We start from the raw sequence: 16,071 nt of genomic DNA on the forward strand, positions 1-16,071 counted from the left end.
TGGCCTTGATGGTGCCGGTGATGACGTCGACCGAGGGACGCTGCGTCGCCATGATCAGGTGGATGCCGGCGGCGCGCGCCATCTGGGCGAGACGCTGGATCGCCGCCTCGATCTCCTTGCCGGCGACCAGCATCAGGTCGGCCATCTCGTCGACGATCACGACGATATAGGGCAGCGGCGTCGGTTCCGACGGCGTCAGGTCGAAGACGTTCTCCGGCTCGCCCGGCGCCGGGGCGCGGCGCGGCATCTTCTCGCCGGCGGCGATCATCTCCGTCATGCGGGCGTTGTAGCCCTCGATGTTGCGCACGCCGAGCTTGGACATCGCCTCGTAGCGGCTTTCCATCTCGCGCACGGCCCAGCGCAGGGCGACCACCGCCTTCTTGGGATCGGTGACGACGGGGGTCAGCAGGTGCGGGATGCCGTCATAGACCGACAGCTCCAGCATCTTGGGATCGACCATGATGAAGCGGCAGCGCTCCGGCGGCAGCCGGTAGAGCAGCGACAGGATCATGGTGTTGATCGCCACCGACTTGCCCGAGCCGGTGGTGCCGGCGACCAGCAGGTGCGGCATGCGGGCGAGGTCGGCCACCACCGGCTCGCCGCTGATGTCCTTGCCCAGCGCGATGGCGAGCTGCGCCGTGGTGTTGCGGAAGGCGTCGTGGTCGAAGCTTTCGCGCAAATAGACCATCTCGCGCACCGGGTTCGGCAGCTCGACGCCGATGACGCTGCGGCCGGGGACGATGGCGATGCGGGCGGTCACCACGCTCATCGAGCGGGCGATGTCGTCGGTCAGGTTGATGACGGTCGCCGACTTGGTGCCGGGGGCCGGCTCGAACTCGTACAGCGTCACCACCGGGCCGGGGCGCACGTCCATGATCTCGCCGCGGACGCGGAAGTTCTTCAGGACGGTTTCCAGCATCCGCGCGTTGCGGGCCAGCACCGATTCGTCATGCTGCTGGACCGGGCGCGGCGGCGGGTTCTGCAGCAGCGAGACGGCGGGCAGCGAGTAGACGGCGGGATACTCCACCGGCTCCGCCGGAGCGGCGGGCGCGCAGGGTGCCGCCGCCGCCGGCATGGGGGCCGGAACGGGGGCTGCGGCAGCCGGGGCGGCCTCGCACGGGGCGGCGGCGGGCGCTTCGGCCTCCGCCGGGTCGCGCGCCTCATAGGCCCATTCGACGCCGGACAGGAAGGCGAAGCCGGCGACCACCGCCAGCGCCTCGTCCGACAGGTTGGTGGAATAGACGGTGCCGGCGCGCGGCGTGCCGGGCAGAACCTCCACATCCCACATCACGCGGCCGTCGGGGCGCGGGTTGGGGACGAGGTTGAAGGGGCGGCCGTTCAGCGCGCACCACAGATTGAACTCGTCGGCGGTCACCACGCCCGCCTGGGTGGGCGGGGCGGCGAGATGCGGCATACGCGGGGTCATGCCGAGGCTCCCGGCTTCTGAACGGTGAGGGGGACTGGACCGGAGGAGGAGCCGCCCGGCAGGGGTGGGCGCGCCGCCAGCTCGCGCGGCGTCATCTCGTAGGCGGCGACCAGCAGTTTGTCGATGCTGACCCCGTCGCTGGACATCGGCAGCACCAGCCGTTCGAAGCTGCGGGTGCGCCCGCTGAAGACGGCGGTGTGGACACGGGCGACGGGCAGCCGTTCGCGGCGCACCGTCTCGTATTCCGGCTGCAGCAATGCCCGCTGTTCGGGCGGCAGATCGTCCAGCGTGGCGCCCAGGCGCGACTGGCCGAAGGCGGCGGCCAGCGCCTTGCCGTAATAGGAATAGACGAAGGTGCCGGATTCCTCCCCGATCACCTCGAACACGGCGATGTTGTCCTTCCACGGCCGCAAATCGGCCGGGGCGATGCTGCTGGGGACCGGCGGACGGCCGGCGACGGATTTGGTGAGCCAGAATTCGAGCAGGCCGCTGAGATACGGCGTCGCCAGCTCGGTTCTTTCCTTGGTCATGACAATCGCAGCTGGACGGGCGGCGCTCCCGCGGGGTAACGCCGCCGGAGCTTTCAAGAGCCGCCCGAACCATACCCGCAAGGGCCGGTGTGGCGCAACCGCAAGGGCTAAGCCCGGCAGGGGCGCCGCACCCCTGTGTTTACCCGCGCATCATCAGGCCGCGCCAATCACGCCGCGCAGGTGACGCCGGTGCCGCCCAGCCCGCAATAGCCGTTGGGATTCTTGGCGAGATACTGCTGGTGGTAGCCTTCGGCGAAGTAGAAGGGTGGGGCCTCGCGGATCTCGGTGGTGATCGGGCCGTAGCCGGCCTGGGCCAGCCGCTCCTGATAGGCGGCCAGAGTCGACTCCGCCGCCGCCTGCTGGGCGGGGCTGTGGGTGTAGACGGCGGAGCGGTATTGGGTGCCGACATCGTTGCCCTGGCGCATGCCCTGGGTCGGGTCGTGCGATTCCCAGAAGACGCGCAGCAGATCCTCGACCTTCACCATCGCCGGGTCGTAGACGACGCGCACCGCCTCGGTATGGCCGGTGCGGCCGGAACAGACCTCTTCATAGGTCGGATTCGGGGTGTGGCCGCCCTGATAGCCGACGGCGGTCACCCAGACGCCGGGAAGCTGCCAGAACTTGCGCTCCGCCCCCCAGAAGCAGCCGAGCCCGAGGTCGATGACCTCCAGCCCCGGCGGATAGGGTCCGGTCAGGCGATGGCCGTTGACGTGATGCTGTTCGGGAACCGGAACGGGTTGGCTGCGGCCGGGCAGCGCCTCCTCCGGCGTCGGCAGCGTCGCCGGCTTGCGCAGAAAATGCCCCAGCATGGTCGAGTCTCCCATCAATGACGATCCTGTGGACCGATGACGATCCGTTGGAGGGACCACTTATGTCGGGTGGCGGGCCGACCGCGGCAAGGTGGCGCAGGGGGCGGAAGGCGGGAAGGGAGGTGTCGTGAACCTTCGGGCGTTTCCATGCGTTTGACCAGAGGACCCGCGAGGATCTTGAACAAGGAGAGCCATCATGGCCAGCAGCACAGACGACCGTCTCATCCAGTCGCTGATCGATCGTGGCCGCCGCAACGGCAACCGCCTGAGCGCCGAAGCGCTGGGCGAGATCCTGCCTGTCGATACCATGACCCCGGAGGAAACCGCCGCGGTGATCGAGCGGGTGGAGGCTGCCGGAGTCGAGGTCGAACTGGACGATTCCCGCCTGATGCGCGGCCGCCCCAATCCGGCTTTGGCGCGCCAGCGCGGCGACTATCACCGCGGCGACGGTGTGGTGGATATGGCGAGCCCGGCGGCCCCGGCGGTGTCGGCTCCGGGTGCGGTTCCGTCGCGCCATGGCTGGGCCGACGACATCGCGGACGGCCATGCCGGCGGCCATCACGGCAATGCGCCGACATGGAAGCGTGACGGCGTGGAACTGCTGCCGCTGGCTTCCATGGCCGTGGTTGCGGTGGTGCTGATCGCGGCGCTCGGTTAAGCCGGCTTACCCGGCGGCCAGCGCGTGGATGAGGATGGCGGCGGTGGCGGCGACGTTCAGCGACTGGACGCGCCCGCTGCCGGGGATGGTCAGCACCGCCTCGCAGGCTGCCAGCGTGGCCGGCGGGATGCCGTCCTCCTCGTTGCCCAGCACGACGGCCGGCGGCTTCACACTCTGTTTGCCGCGCCAGCCGGTCAGCGCGCCGGCATCGACCGTCGGCCGGGTCTGGTCCAGCGTCGTTCCGAACACCCGGTGGCTGGCGCGCAGCCGCTTCAGCACGGCCGGCAGGGCGGGGGCTCGCTCCAGCGTCACCCACTCGAACCCGCCCTCCGCCACGCGATAGGCGGCTTCCGACGGCAGGGCCTGGCCAGGATGGTCGGAGACTAGGACGCGGGGCAGGCCGAAGAAGGCGGCGGTGCGCAGGATGGCGCCCAGATTGTGCGGGTTGCCGACGCCGTCGAGGATCAGCAGCGGCTCCGCCGCCCGGCGCGCGGCCTCCGTATCGAACAGCGGCAGTGTCCGCGGCGCCATCAGCGCCACCACCCCGCCATGCAGCACGGTGCCGGCGACCTTCGCCAGTTCGTCCGCCTCCACCATGCGGTAGGGCTTGCGGGCCGCCGCCATCGCCTTGCAGTAGGCGCCCACCGCCGGTTTCAGCCGCTCGTCGAAGAACAGGCGCTCCACCCGCTCCGGCTCATGGGTGAACAGGGCTGAGACGGCAGCCAGCCCGGCGACGCGGAACAGCTTGCGCTGGTCGACGCCGTCGGGTGCCGGGACGGAGGGGGAGGGATGGGCGGCGGTCCGGGAACGGGCGCGGCTGGGTTGGGGCGGGCGCCCGCGCGGAGGCATGGAGGTCCTGTCTGTCTGGGAAGAGGTGGCGGCCTACAGCAGCTTCACCACCAGAAAGCCGCCGACCAGCGCCACCGCGAACACGCTGGTGACCAGGGTCAGCCGCTTTTCGATGAAGGCGCGGATCGGCGGACCGAAGAAGTACAGAAGCGCCGCCACCAGATAGAAGCGGATCGACCGCGAGATGATCGAGGCGCCGATGAACACCCACAGCGGCAGATGCGCGACGCCGGCGGTGATGGTCAGCAGCTTGTAGGGGATGGGCGTCATGCCCTTGATGATGAGGATCTCGGCCCCATACTCGACGAAGGTGTGGCGCAGCTGCTCGAACTTGTCGGTCAGGTGATAGAAATCGATCACCCAGCGGCCGATCGTCTCGTACAGGAAATAGCCGATCATGTAGCCGGCGATGCCGCCGACGACGGAGGCCAGCGTGCAGATCGTCGCCAGCTTCCACGCCGCCTTGCGGTTGGCCATGACCATCGGCACCAGCAGCAGGTCCGGCGGCAGCGGGAAGAAGGAGCTTTCGGCAAAGGATACCCCGGCCAGCCAAGCGGTCGAATCCTTCGACGCGGCCTTGGCCATGGTCCAGTCGTAAAGACGCTTCATCATGAATGGTCCGCCCTTCGTCGCTGCCGTTGCGGTGCACAAGGCATCTTTTAGGCGCGACGGTCCCGGTGCGCCAGTGCCCAATTCGACCGCCCCCGGACAGGGTGAAGCCCTCCGGAGGCGTTAGCCCGTTCCGGCCGGACCTGTGCCGGGCATTTCTTCGGGAGCTTCCTCCTTCAGCACCTCGTCCAGCCAGCGCAGGTGCGGCTCGGCGGCCTTGCGCGCCTCTTCCTGGGTCCGGCGGTAGCGGGCGACCACCTCCTGGCCCAGCGGGGTCAGGCCGGCGCCGCCGCCTTCCCGCCCGCCGACGCTGGTGCGGATCACCGGCTCGCGGAAGGCGGTGTTCATCGTCTCCACCAGGAACCAGGCGCGGCGGAAGGTCATGTCCAGCGAGCGCGCGGCGGCGGAGATCGAGCCGGTGCGGTCGATGGCCTCCAGCAGGGCGATCTTGCCGGGGCCGATGGCGCCCGACGGGTGCAGGAAGCGGACACGAAGGTCGGCGGGCATGGTGTTCCGTTGCGAATCCGAAAGGGATAGGAACAACCATGTGGGGTCCGCCCCACCGGTTCAAGCGGCAAGTGGGGCGAACCTTATCCTGCGCACCTTACCCCGCGATCCTTACTCCGCCCCGGCGGCCTCGGCGAGGCCCAGGAAGGCGGGCAGGTCATGAGTGATGACATAGGTGGGGATCGGGGCCAGGAAGTCGCGCATGCGGCCCTTTTCCGTGAAGCGCTTGCGGAAGCGGGAGTGGGTGAACAGCGTGCCCAGCTTCGGCACGATGCCGCCGGCGATATAGACGCCGCCGCGTGCGCCCAGCGTCAAAGCGAGGTTGCCGGCGACGGTGCCCAGCATGGCGCAGAACATCTCCACCGCCTCCACGCAATGGGGTTCGCTGCCGGTCAGGGCGTTGTCGGCCACCTGGGCGGGGGTGAGGGCGGCCGGTTCCCGCCCATCCAGGATCGACAGCGCGCCATAGAGGTTGACGAGGCCCGGCCCGGACAGCACCCGCTCGGCCGAGACATGGTCGAAGCTCTTGCGCAGCTGGCCCAGCACGGCGCTCTCGCGGTCGCTGATCGGCGCCATGCTGACATGGCCGCCCTCGCCCGACAGCGCGGTCCAGCGGCCGTTGGCGCCCGGCACCAGACCGGACACGCCCAGCCCGCTGCCCGGCCCCAGAACCCCGACCACGGCCCCCGGCTGTGGCGCGCCGTCGCCGATCTGGCGCCGGTCCTCGTCAGCCAGACGCGGCACCGACAGGGCGACGGCGGTGAAGTCGTTGATGACGACCAGTCCGTCCAGCCCCAGGGCGTCGCGCACCCGGTTGACGGAGAACTGCCAGACCAGATTGGTCATGGCGATGTGGTCGCCGGTGACCGGCCCGGCCACCGCGAAGGCGCCGCGCCGCGGCCGGCCGGGAGTGCCGACTGCCGCCAGACCGACCGCCGACAGATAGGCGTTCGTCGCATCCTCGATCGAGGCGTAATCGGCGCAGCGCAGCACGCGGGTGTCGCGCACGATCCGGCCGTCGATCAGGCCGAAGCGGGCATTGGTGCCGCCGATGTCGGCGACAAGGATGGGAGCCGGGGTGGAGGAGAGATCGGCGGCCATGGATCCGGGTCTGCGTTGTTGGTGGGCCGAGCGGATGCTCGTTTGATGGACCGAGCGGATGCTCAGTTGACCGGAAAGTCATACGGTGCCCGGGTCAGCGCGTCCACATAGCTTTCACGCCACCAGCTGATGTCGTGCCGGCGCAGGGTCTGCATCAGGGCGGCGTGGCGTTCCTTGCGCTCGCCCAGCGGCATGGTCAGCGCCCGCTGCAGCGCGTCGCCGACGCCCTCGATGTCGAAGGGGTTGACGATCAGCGCTTCGCCCATCTCGTGGGCGGCGCCGGCGAACTGTGACAGCACCAGCACACCCGGATTGTCCGCGTCCTGGCAGGCGACATATTCCTTGGCGACCAGATTCATGCCGTCGCGCAGCGGCGTCACCAGCCCGACATTGGCCAGCCGGTAGAAGCCCGCCAGCACGCGCTGGCCGAAGCTGCGGTTCAGGTAGCGGATCGGCTGCCAATCGAACTCAGCGAATCGGCCGTTGATGCGGCCGGCCATCTCCGACAGTTCGCGGCGGATGGCGATGTATTCCGGCACGTCCTCTCGGCTGGGCGGGGCGACCTGCAGGAAGGAGACGCGGTTGCAATGCTCCGGATAGCTTTCCAGAAGCTGTTCGAAGGCGGCGAAGCGCTGCGGCAGGCCCTTCGAATAGTCGAGCCGGTCGACGCCGATGATCAGGCGGCGGCCGACCAGACTTTCGCGCAGCCGTTCGGCCTGCCGCGAGCGGCCGGCGGTGCGGGCCAGGCTTTCCAGCGCCGGGGTGTCGATGCTGATGGGAAAGACCTTCGCCAGCAGGGTGCGGCCGAAGGCGCGGATCATCGCCGTGCCGTAGGCGCCGCGCTGCTCGACCGTGCCGTCGGTTTCGGTGCGAATGTAATCGCAGAAGCCGCGCATGTCCGTTGCGGTGTGGAAGCCGACCAGATCGTAGGCGCACAGTTCGCGGATCAGGTCGCGGTGGTTGGGCAGGGCGGTCAGCAGTTCCGGCGGCGGGAAGGGCGTGTGCAGGAAGAAGCCCATGCGCTGCGAACAGCCGCGGCGGCGCAGTTCGTCGCCGAAGGGGATGAGGTGATAGTCGTGGACCCAGATCATGTCGTCCGGGCGCAGCAGCGGCTCCAGCTTGTCGGCGAAATAGGCGTTGACCCGCTCGTATCCTTCGCGCGTGCGCCGGTTTACCGAGATCAGGCCCAGCCGGTAATGGAACAGCGGCCATAAGGTCTGGTTGGCGAAGCCGTTGTAATATTCCTCGTGGTCGCGGCGGCCCAGATCCAGCGTGGCATAGGTCAGCTTGCCGGCCTCCGTTCGTGTCGGTTCCGCCTGGGACTCGCCATCGACGACCTTTCCGCTCCATCCGAACCAGATGCCGCCGGTCTTCTTCAAGGCGGCCAGGATGGCGACGGCGAGACCACCGGCCGCCTGTTTGCCCTCTTCCATCAGGGCCACCCGGTTGGATACGACGACGAGCCTGCTCACGATGTTCTTCTCCTTATTGGCCGCCGGCAGGGCGTTCCGCAGTCCGCGAAGTCCGGCTGTCCTTGTGGACACCCTTTACGGGTCCACTACGAAACGACGATGGGCGGGCTTGGTTCCGAGCGCCGGCCGTCAAGCTCAAGACGCTGGTCCGAAGGTCCGGCGCTCCCTGTCCTTTGGGTCAGATCACTCCACGAAGGGTTATGGTGCGGCGCAGCATGACTTGCTGAGGCGCTATCCGGTTCGCGATATCTCCAACTCCGGTTAACGCAATGTAATGAATAAGAAATTCTTTTTTGGGCTTGAAGCCGGGCGGCGCCGCGTTCATATTGTGCAGTGCGGCAACGGTCGCGCCTCGGCGTGGACGTTGGCGTAACGCACTTCTTGGGCGTTTCCTCCCTAGACTGAGGCCGCGGGTCCGCCCGCGGCCCTTTTTTTGTGCCAAAGGCACTCGGAGCCGACGCGACAGCGCGCCGCCCCGGAAGAGGTCGCAGCGGTGCCAAGCCGAAGCTTGGCCCTGACGTGATAGGGCGAAACTGTGGCAGAGACGGGGCAATGGTCCCTTAAGGGCGTCTCATCCGCGGATCAGCGCGGACCCAGCCCGTGGGGCGGCAGCAGGCCCAGCGTGTCGACCAGTTCCGTCATGTGGCGGGCGAGAACGTCCAGGTAGGGCAGGCGTGTCAGCGCCGCCTCGTCCATGTAGAGGTCGCGGGCGATTTCGATCTGAAGCGTGTGGATGCCCTGGCGCGGCCGGCCGTAATGACGGGTGGTGTAGCCGCCGGCATAGGGATTGTTGCGGCTGACGGCATAGCCCAGCCCGCACAGATACTCCTCCGCCGCGTCGATCACCGCCGGGGCGCAGGCGTTGCCGAAACAGTCGCCCAGCACGATGTCGGGATGGCTGGCGCCGCGCCCGCCGCCCCGCCCGCCGCCCCGCCGTCCATCGCTGGCGGCGCTGGCGGACGGCATGGAATGGCAGTCGATCAGCAGCACGTGGCCGAAGGCGTCGCGGGTTGCGTCCACCAACTGGCGCAGGGCGTTGTGATAGGGGGTGTAGCAGCGGCTGACCCGGTCCAGCGCATCGGCGAAGCGCAGCTTGCCCTTGTAGATGTCCTCGCCGTTGGCGACCACACGGGCGATGGTGCCCAACCCCGCCGCCACCCGGGGCGAACGGGTGTTGACATAGGCCGGCAGCGGATCGGCGAACATCTCCGGGTCCAGCTCGTAGGCCTCGCGGTTCACGTCCAGATAGGCGCGCGGAAACAGGGCGCGGATCAGCGGCACGCCCAAGCCGGGAGCGAAGGCGAAGATCTCGTCGACGAAGCAGTCCTCCGACTTGCGCAACGCGCGGGCATCCAGGCGGGATGAGGCGAGAAACGCGGCGGAATAAGCGTTCCCGCTGTGCGGCGACGCCAGCACGAGCGGCAGCCTCTGGCTCTGCGGGGCCAGGATTTCGAAGGCCGGGGCGTTGGGCGGCTGAGCGTCGGCGTCCGGATCGGGGCCGGCGCCGGCGTCGCGCTGCGCGTCGAAGGAGGCGTCCATGGTCGAATGATGTAATGGACACCAGCCGCCGTGTCACGGGACCTCTGTCACGGGATCGGTCGCCGCTCTATCGCCGGTGGATAAAAAAAGCGGGTGGGGCCATGAAAGGGCTTGCGTGTCGGCAAGGAGGTCGGTATACACCCGCCCACGCCGGACGGAACGACGCCAAACGCTCCGCCACCGGCCGCTACAGTGGGCGGTTAGCTCAGCGGGAGAGCACTACGTTGACATCGTAGGGGTCACTGGTTCAATCCCAGTACCGCCCACCATTCTGAAGGCCGCGAACCGGAACGGGTTCGCGGCCTTCTCCATTTTTGGGCTTCCGCGGCTTTTCGATTGTTGCATAGCTGAACTCTGCACATCCGGATCGCGGACTCTCGCCAGATCCTTCCCTGCGCCGTACCATCCGGTCGGCAAACAAAGCATTGGGAGGATCTTCATGCCCGTCCATACCCTGCGCCGCAGCGGCCGGAGCCTTGCCGCCGCGGCCGGCGCGGTTCTGGTCTGTGCCGTCGCCGCCCTGTCGTCCACCGGAGCCGTAGCGCAGACCGCTCCCTCCGCCCAAGCGGCCGCCCAAGCGACCGCTCAGGAGTCGCGGCTGGATGCGGTGATCTCGGCGGGCACGCTGCGCGTCGGCACCACCGGCGACTACAAGCCCTTCACCTACCTGAACCCGCAGACCCAGAAGTTCGAGGGCATGGACATCGACCTCGCCGAAGCCATGGGCAAGGCGCTGGGCGTCAAGGTTGAGTTCGTGAAGACGACGTGGGGCAACCTGCTGCCCGACCTGCTGGCCGACAAGTATGACATTGCCGTCGGCGGTGTCTCCGTGACGCTGGAGCGGCAGAAGAAGGCGCTGTTCTCCGATGCGCTGATGCGCGACGGCAAGACGCCGATCACCCGCTGCGAGAACAAGGACCGCTTCCAGACCGTCGCCGACATCGACAAGCCCGGCGTCCGCCTGATCGTCAACCCCGGCGGCACCAACGAGAAATTCGCCCGCGCCAACATCCACACTGCCCAGATCGAGGTGCATCCGGACAACGTCACCATCTTCGACCAGATCGTCGCCGGCAAGGCCGACCTGATGATCACCGATGCGGTGGAGACCCGGCTTCAGCAGAAGCTGCATCCGGAGCTGTGCGCCGTCCATCCGGACAAGCCCTTCGACTTTTCGGAAAAGGCCTTCCTGCTGCCGCGCGACATCGTGCTGAAGCTGTGGGTCGACCAGTGGCTGCACCAGGCCGTCGCCACCGGCCAGTATCAGGCGGTGTTCGACCGCTGGCTGAAGTAGCGGACGCTTGGGAAGGCCGTCCCGCCGTCCGCAGGCGCGGCGGCATTCCCGTCCGGTCGGACAGCATTCGCAAGTACGGGCAAAGCCGGCGGTTCAGCCGGGAACGTGGCGCAAAAGCATCAAGGGCCCGGCGATTGCTCGCCGAGCCCTTGATCGATTTGGTGGAGCCAAGGAGGATCGAACTCCTGACCTCTACAATGCCATTGTAGCGCTCTCCCAGCTGAGCTATGGCCCCTTTAACTCTGGGGGCCGGTCGTTTCCGTCCGGCCTTGGTGGAGCGGGATAATAGTCAGGCGGTGGAGTGATGCAAGCGGAAAATTCGTCCTTTCGCGCTTTTTTTCACCACCCCGCCGGACCTCCCGCACTCACCGGAAAGCAGTCACCGGAAAGGGCGCCGGTCAGCGCTCCTCCTCGTCCTCGCCTTCGACATCGACGACCTCGTCCATGTCGTCCTCACCCAGTTCCGACGTGTCCTCGATCAGGACGTCGTCCTCATCCTCGGTGGTGTCGTCGGCTTCCTCGATGTCGTCGACGGACATGTCGTCCTCGACGTCCTCCAGCTCGGTGGTCTCGGTCTCAGCCTCGGCCTCTTCCTCGTCCTCCGCCACGGCCACCACCTTCTTGGTGTCGTCGGCCGGGGCCGGACGGGCCTTGCGGGACTTCAGCAGAGCCTCGGGATCGAACTGCGCGCCACAGCTCGGGCAGACCGGCGGGTCCTTGCGCATGTCATAGTAACGAGCGCCACAGCTCGGGCAGATGCGCTTGACGCCCCATTCGGGTTTGGCCACGCCACGTCCTCCGTCACAAAAATCAGGGGGTTCTCAAGAGGCGCCCTTTGCCATGCCCTGAGACGCTTGTCAAAAAAAAGATGAAGCGGCCGGGTGATCGCCGCGCCGCAGCGGTAGCGGGAAAGAGGTATCCCGCCCGGGCAGGGGTTGCCTTTACAGGGCGTTAACCATAACTCGCTAGAACCGACCTGCACAGTGTGCAACTCCTCCATTTGGTTTCCTCCTTGAACTCGGGGCCGCCTTCGGGCGGCCTCTTTTCATTTGTGCGCCGCACAAGCTCTGGCGGGGACGGAAAGGGGCCCATCCTCTCGCATCGGGGCGGGGGCTGTGATAGGAACGGCGGCCATAACCGCTTCCCGTTCCGATCCGAAGGACCCGTCCCATGACGCACGCAAGGCCGCTGCGCTCCACCACCACCGGCGCGATCCGGGGCAGCATCCGTGTGCCCGGCGACAAATCGATCTCGCATCGGTCGCTGATGCTGGGCGCCATCGCCGTGGGCGAGACGGTGATCCATGGTCTGCTGGAAGGGGAGGACGTCCTGCACACCGCGGCGGCCATGCGCCTGCTGGGGGCTCAGGCGGAGCGTGAAGACAACGGCCAGGGGGCCGGGGTCTGGCGCGTGCGCGGCGTCGGGCTGGGAGCGTTGCAGGAACCGGCGCAGGTTCTGGACATGGGCAACAGCGGCACCGCCGCCCGCCTGCTGATGGGGCTGGTCGCCGGCCATCCGATCACCTGCGTCTTCACCGGCGACGCCTCGCTGAACAAGCGGCCGATGGCCCGCGTCACCAAGCCGCTGGAGGAGATGGGCGCCCGCTTCGTCGGCCGCTCCGGCGGGCGGCTGCCGCTGACCGTGGTCGGCAGCGGCGATCTGGTCCCGATCACCTATCGTCTGCCGGTGGCCTCCGCCCAGGTCAAGTCGGCGATCCTGCTGGCCGGCCTCAACACCGCCGGCGCCACCACGGTGATCGAGGCGGAGCCGACCCGCGACCATACCGAACTGATGCTGCGCCATTTCGGCGCAACCGTGACGACCGAGCGGCTGGAGGACGGCGCGCTGGCCGTCACCGTCATCGGCCAGCCGGAACTGACCGGCCGCACCATCCATGTGCCGGCCGATCCCAGCAGCGCCGCCTTCCCGGCGGTCGCCGCCCTGCTGCGGCCGGGCTCGGAGTTGCTGCTGAACGACGTCGGCATGAACCCACGCCGCACCGGCCTCTACGACACGCTGGTGGAGATGGGCGCTGATATCGCCTTCGAGAACCGCCGCGACGAGGCGGGCGAGCCGGTGGCCGATCTGCGGGTGAGGCATAGCGCCCTGAAGGGCATCGTGGTGCCGGCCGACCGCGCGCCGAGCATGATCGACGAATACCCGGTCCTGGCCGCCGCCGCCGCCTGTGCCGAGGGCACCACGGTGATGCTGGGCCTGAAGGAACTGCGGGTGAAGGAGAGCGACCGCCTCGCCATGGTGGCGGAAGGCCTGACCCGCTGCGGCGTGTCGGTCGAGGTCGGTGCCGACGACAGCCTGACGGTTCACGGCACCGGCAAGCCGCCGAAGGGCGGCGCCACCGTCGCCACCGCCATGGACCACCGCATCGCCATGAGCTTCCTGGTGCTGGGCATGGCATCGGAAGAGCCGATTTCGGTCGACGACGGCGCCTTCATCGACACCAGCTTCCCCGACTTCGTCGGTCTGATGAACGGGCTCGGCGCGAAGATCAGTGAGGCGTGAGGCGATGACGCAGCCGCTTTCCAATCGGGAGACCCCGGCCAGGGCGGTCGTCGTCGCCATCGACGGCCCGGCCGCCAGCGGCAAGGGCACCCTGTCGCAGCGCATCGCCGACGCCTTCGGCTTCGCCCATCTCGACACCGGCGTGCTGTACCGCGCGGTCGGCGTGTCGGTCCTCAGGGCCGGCGGCGATCCGGCCGACAATGCCGCGGCGGCGCGCGCCGCCTATGAGTTGCACCCCGAGCACCCGATCCTGCAGGAGGTGGCCCTGCGCACCGACGAGGCGGCGCAGGCGGCCAGCAAGGTGGCGGCGGTGCCGGAGGTGCGGGCCGCACTGCTCGACTTCCAGCGGCGCTTCGCCACCCATCCGCCGGGCGGTGCGCCGGGGGCGGTTCTGGACGGGCGCGACATTGGAACGGTGGTTTGTCCCGATGCCCAGGCCAAACTGTTCGTTACCGCTTCGGTGGAGGTCCGGGCCGAACGGCGACTCAAGGAGTTGCAGAGACGGGGGATTCCGGCTATATCCTCCGATGTCCTGGAGGACATGAAGGCTCGTGATGCGCGCGACAGCCAGAGAGCGGTGGCCCCGCTCCGTCCGGCTGTCGACGCTTTTGTGCTTGATACGTCCGCTCTCGATGCCGATCAGGTGTTCTCGATGGCGGTCGCCCACATCGGTTCGAAAACCGGTCTGAAGCCCACGGCCTAAAGCCGCCGCTTCCGACTTCCGTTGACGGGCCGCCGGTGGCGGCGCGGGCGGGTCCGACGCTCTCCATGGAAAACCATCAACCAAGTCGCCGGGCGTGGTGCCCGGCGCGGCGGTTCGGTCGAGGTCCCACCCGTTTTGCCGCGGGAGGGACCGGAACGGGGCCGCTTTCGCGCCACCTTTAGGAGTTTCAATGGCACAGTCACTGGCCCGCACGGTCGAAAAGGAAAGCTTTGCGTCTCTGCTCGAAGAGTCGCTGGGCGCGGCCGAGTCGCTCGAAGGTACGGTCGTCAAGGGACGCGTCGTCGCCGTCGAGAACGACATGGTCACCATCGACGTCGGTCTGAAGTCGGAAGGCCGCGTCGCGCTGAAGGAATTCGCCGTTGCCGGCCAGCCGCCCGAGCTGAAGGCGGGCGACACCGTCGAGGTCTACCTCGAGCGGATGGAAGACAAGAACGGCGAGGCGATGCTGAGCCGTGAGAAGGCGAAGCGCGAAGAGGCCTGGGCCCTGCTGGAGAAGTCGTTCAACGACCAGACCCGCGTCACCGGCGTCATCTTCGGCCGCGTCAAGGGCGGCTTCACGGTCGACCTGTCGGGCGCCGTCGCCTTCCTGCCGGGCAGCCAGGTCGACATCCGTCCGGTCCGCGACATCTCCCCGCTGCTGGGCACCCCGCAGCCGTTCCAGATCCTGAAGATGGACCGCTCGCGCGGCAACATCGTCGTGTCGCGTCGCGCCGTGCTCGAAGAGAGCCGCGCCGAGGCCCGTTCGGAACTGGTGGCCAACCTCAAGGAAGGCCAGATCCTCCAGGGCGTCGTCAAGAACATCACCGACTACGGTGCGTTCGTCGACCTGGGCGGCGTCGATGGCCTGCTGCACGTCACCGATATCGCGTGGCGCCGCATCAACCATCCGTCGGAAGCCCTGCAGATCGGCCAGACCGTCACGGTCCAGGTCATCCGCTTCAACCCGGAAACCCAGCGCATCAGCCTGGGCATGAAGCAGCTCGAAGCCGACCCGTGGGAAGGCGTCGAGGCCAAGTATCCGGTCGGCGCGAAGTTCAAGGGCCGCGTCACCAACATCACCGACTACGGCGCCTTCGTGGAGCTGGAGCCGGGGATCGAGGGCCTGGTCCACGTGTCGGAAATGTCCTGGACCAAGAAGAACGTCCATCCGGGCAAGATCGTGTCGACTTCGCAGGAAGTCGAGGTCATGGTCCTGGACGTCGATCCGCAGAAGCGCCGCATCAGCCTCGGCCTGAAGCAGTGCCTGGACAACCCGTGGGAGACCTTCACCGACAAGTTCGGTCCTGGCACCGAGCTGGAAGGCGAAGTCAAGAACATCACCGAGTTCGGTCTGTTCGTCGGCCTGCCGGGCGACATCGACGGCATGGTCCACATGTCCGATCTCGACTGGAACAAGTCGGGTGAAGAGGCGATCGCCGAGTACAAGAAGGGCGACCGCGTCAAGGTCAAGGTTCTCGACGTCGACGTCGAGAAGGAGCGCATCAGCCTCGGCATCAAGCAGCTGGCCAGCGATCCGTTCGAGTCGGCCACCGCCGGCCTGAAGAAGAACGAGGTCGTGACCTGCACCGTGACGCAGGTGACGGACGGCGGCATCGAAGTGACCGTCGGCGAGGGCTACACCGGCTTCATCCGCAAGTCGGACCTGTCCCGCGACCGTTCCGAACAGCGCCCGGACCGTTTCGCCGTTGGCGAGAAGGTCGACGCCAAGGTCACCCAGATCGACCGCGCTTCCCGCCGCATCTCGCTGTCCATCAAGGCCCGCGAGATGGAGGAAGAGAAGCAGGCGATGGCCGAGTTCGGTTCGTCCGACTCGGGCGCCTCGCTGGGCGACATCCTGGGCGCCGCTCTGAAGCGCAAGCAGCAGAACGACGAGTGATCGTCTGACGCCATCCTCCTCTTCGGCGATCGGACGGACCTTCGGTCCGCCGAGAGGAAGGGAGGGGGCTCGCGATCTCCCGGAAGTGTAAGAGAAAGGCCGCGTCCCGCTTGGGGCGCGGCCTTTTTTGTTGTGGGTCCCCTCCCTCTCCTGGGGC

The 16,071-nt window shown here is 67.9% G+C and carries 15 protein-coding genes and 2 tRNA genes; 6 read left to right on the forward strand and 11 right to left on the reverse strand.

The window, feature by feature from the left end; translation table 11 throughout:
- From TSH20_RS02910 to msrA, 3 genes are all read right to left on the reverse strand, one after another.
- A partial coding sequence (locus TSH20_RS02910; RefSeq protein WP_109073347.1) for a DNA translocase FtsK occupies nucleotides 1–1,426 on the reverse strand: 1,426 nt, incomplete at its 3' end.
- Entirely contained in the window at nucleotides 1,423–1,956 is a 534-nt protein-coding gene (locus TSH20_RS02915; protein WP_109073318.1) for a PAS domain-containing protein, read from the reverse strand. The genes TSH20_RS02915 and TSH20_RS02910, both read right to left, overlap by 4 nt.
- A 167-nt stretch (nucleotides 1,957–2,123) precedes the next feature.
- The gene (msrA, locus tag TSH20_RS02920) at nucleotides 2,124–2,765 is read right to left on the reverse strand and encodes a peptide-methionine (S)-S-oxide reductase MsrA (RefSeq protein ID WP_109073319.1); all 642 of its coding nucleotides are present in this window, start codon (nucleotides 2,763–2,765) and stop codon (nucleotides 2,124–2,126) included.
- 196 nt (nucleotides 2,766–2,961) lie between these two features.
- Between msrA and TSH20_RS02925 the strand changes: the two genes are divergently transcribed.
- On the forward strand, nucleotides 2,962–3,423 hold the full coding sequence (locus tag TSH20_RS02925; RefSeq protein ID WP_109073320.1) for an RNA polymerase sigma factor region1.1 domain-containing protein: 462 nt from the start codon (nucleotides 2,962–2,964) through the stop codon (nucleotides 3,421–3,423).
- Nucleotides 3,424–3,429: 6 nt separating this feature from the next.
- Here the strand turns inward: TSH20_RS02925 and TSH20_RS02930 are convergent, their stop codons facing one another.
- The 6 genes from TSH20_RS02930 to TSH20_RS02955 form a co-directional block, all read right to left on the reverse strand.
- On the reverse strand, nucleotides 3,430–4,272 hold the full coding sequence (locus tag TSH20_RS02930) for an RNA methyltransferase (protein WP_109073321.1): 843 nt from the start codon (nucleotides 4,270–4,272) through the stop codon (nucleotides 3,430–3,432).
- 33 nt (nucleotides 4,273–4,305) lie between these two features.
- Nucleotides 4,306–4,884: a YqaA family protein gene (locus TSH20_RS02935; protein ID WP_109073322.1), complete on the reverse strand. Its 579-nt coding sequence runs from the start codon at nucleotides 4,882–4,884 to the stop codon at nucleotides 4,306–4,308.
- Nucleotides 4,885–5,004: 120 nt separating this feature from the next.
- The gene (locus TSH20_RS02940) at nucleotides 5,005–5,388 is read right to left on the reverse strand and encodes a LysR family transcriptional regulator (RefSeq protein WP_109073323.1); all 384 of its coding nucleotides are present in this window, start codon (nucleotides 5,386–5,388) and stop codon (nucleotides 5,005–5,007) included.
- Nucleotides 5,389–5,499: 111 nt separating this feature from the next.
- Nucleotides 5,500–6,489 (reverse strand): glucokinase, encoded by a 990-nt coding sequence (locus TSH20_RS02945; RefSeq protein WP_109073324.1) that lies wholly within the window; start codon nucleotides 6,487–6,489, stop codon nucleotides 5,500–5,502.
- Nucleotides 6,490–6,551: 62 nt separating this feature from the next.
- Nucleotides 6,552–7,961, reverse strand: a complete 1,410-nt coding sequence (otsA, locus tag TSH20_RS02950) for an alpha,alpha-trehalose-phosphate synthase (UDP-forming) (protein WP_109073325.1) — start codon at nucleotides 7,959–7,961, stop codon at nucleotides 6,552–6,554.
- A gap of 582 nt (nucleotides 7,962–8,543) precedes the next feature.
- The gene (locus tag TSH20_RS02955) at nucleotides 8,544–9,500 is read right to left on the reverse strand and encodes an N-formylglutamate amidohydrolase (protein ID WP_109073326.1); all 957 of its coding nucleotides are present in this window, start codon (nucleotides 9,498–9,500) and stop codon (nucleotides 8,544–8,546) included.
- 194 nt (nucleotides 9,501–9,694) lie between these two features.
- Between TSH20_RS02955 and TSH20_RS02960 the strand changes: the two genes are divergently transcribed.
- A tRNA-Val gene (locus tag TSH20_RS02960) sits at nucleotides 9,695–9,769 on the forward strand.
- 170 nt (nucleotides 9,770–9,939) lie between these two features.
- A complete protein-coding gene (locus tag TSH20_RS02965; RefSeq protein WP_109073327.1) occupies nucleotides 9,940–10,794 on the forward strand; it encodes a transporter substrate-binding domain-containing protein in 855 nt (284 codons plus the stop codon).
- Nucleotides 10,795–10,953: 159 nt separating this feature from the next.
- Here the strand turns inward: TSH20_RS02965 and TSH20_RS02970 are convergent.
- A tRNA-Ala gene (locus tag TSH20_RS02970) sits at nucleotides 10,954–11,029 on the reverse strand.
- A 163-nt stretch (nucleotides 11,030–11,192) separates the two neighbouring features.
- Complete coding sequence (locus TSH20_RS02975; protein ID WP_109073328.1) at nucleotides 11,193–11,582, reverse strand: TIGR02300 family protein; 390 nt, start codon at nucleotides 11,580–11,582, stop codon at nucleotides 11,193–11,195.
- A gap of 382 nt (nucleotides 11,583–11,964) precedes the next feature.
- On the opposite strand from TSH20_RS02975, the gene aroA reads away from it, so the two are divergent.
- The 3 genes from aroA (at nucleotide 11,965) to rpsA (ending at nucleotide 15,914) form a co-directional block, all read left to right on the forward strand.
- Nucleotides 11,965–13,314, forward strand: a complete 1,350-nt coding sequence (gene aroA / locus TSH20_RS02980; protein WP_109073329.1) for a 3-phosphoshikimate 1-carboxyvinyltransferase — start codon at nucleotides 11,965–11,967, stop codon at nucleotides 13,312–13,314.
- 4 nt (nucleotides 13,315–13,318) lie between these two features.
- Nucleotides 13,319–14,017, forward strand: a complete 699-nt coding sequence (gene cmk, locus TSH20_RS02985; RefSeq protein ID WP_109073330.1) for a (d)CMP kinase — start codon at nucleotides 13,319–13,321, stop codon at nucleotides 14,015–14,017.
- Between the two features lie 190 nt (nucleotides 14,018–14,207).
- Complete coding sequence (gene rpsA, locus TSH20_RS02990; protein ID WP_042694362.1) at nucleotides 14,208–15,914, forward strand: 30S ribosomal protein S1; 1,707 nt, start codon at nucleotides 14,208–14,210, stop codon at nucleotides 15,912–15,914.
- Nucleotides 15,915–16,071: the final 157 nt, after the last annotated feature.

The sequence above is a fragment of the Azospirillum sp. TSH20 genome (assembly GCF_003115935.1).
Lineage (GTDB): Bacteria > Pseudomonadota > Alphaproteobacteria > Azospirillales > Azospirillaceae > Azospirillum.